We start from the raw sequence: 986 nt of genomic DNA, 5'->3' as shown, positions 1-986 counted from the left end.
TCTGAAACCTGTTTCAGACGACCTTTTATCATGTACCAATTTAAAATCTATATTTACGAAAAACGTTTTAGTAATACCCAAATAACACTCATCTATTATTTACCCATACATACTTGCTAAAGACCATTTTTCCATTATGCATTGCCAACCCACCCAAAATTTTGATAATAATGCAAACAACATCTAAGCCGTGTATATATCATGAAACACAAAACAGCCTTTAAGCCCATAGTTATCAGTATTGTGCTTTCTATCCTTCTGATTACAACAGCTGTATTTTTTGCCCGTCATCACAACTCTATCCCAAGTATTAATACCGATTTCCTACAACAAGAGATTACCGAACCCGAAGAACCATCTCCGCAAATTGTCCAATCTGCACGAAATCAAATTGGTAAAACCCTTCGTTACGACCCGGCTTACACGAAGCTCACTTATCCGATGGGCGATGTACCGATGGAAAAAGGCGTTTGCACAGACGTGGTCATCCGTGCATTGCGTGAGCAAAATATAGATTTGCAAGAGCTTGTTCATCAAGACATGAGCCGCAACTTTTCCGTCTATCCTAAACGCTGGGGTTTGAAACAACCTGATACCAATATCGACCACCGCCGTGTCCCTAACCTAATGACTTATTTCACGCGTCAAGGCTGGGCCGTTCAAGATACAAACTATCAAGCTGGCGATATTGTAACTTGGGAACTAAAAGGCAACCGTCCCCATATCGGCATCGTCTCCGATCGAAAAATCGGCGACAGGCCCCTGATTATCCATAATATCGGTTCAGGAACCCGTGAAGACGATATCCTCTACCGCTACACCATTACCGGACATTTTAGACTCCCCGTTCAATAAATCTTGAGACTACTGAAAGATTCACTTCAATACCATACCCAATCTGTAATTTTGCGCTTTTTTTTACAATCCACCTTTCGAGGCCGTCTGAAACCATAGATTAGATAACCATCCGACAAAATATTAGAGAC

General features: G+C 41.3%; 1 protein-coding gene. It reads left to right on the top strand.

Going from position 1 to position 986, the window contains the following annotated elements; genetic code table 11:
* The first annotated feature begins 201 nt into the window (after positions 1-201).
* The gene (locus ACTHUT_RS21135; RefSeq protein WP_250600618.1) at positions 202-855 is read left to right on the top strand and encodes a DUF1287 domain-containing protein; all 654 of its coding nucleotides are present in this window, start codon (positions 202-204) and stop codon (positions 853-855) included.
* The last annotated feature ends 131 nt before the right edge of the window (positions 856-986 follow it).

This window comes from Neisseria sp. P0022.S010 (assembly GCF_051956635.1).
This window is presented reverse-complemented; position numbering and strand designations above follow the sequence as displayed.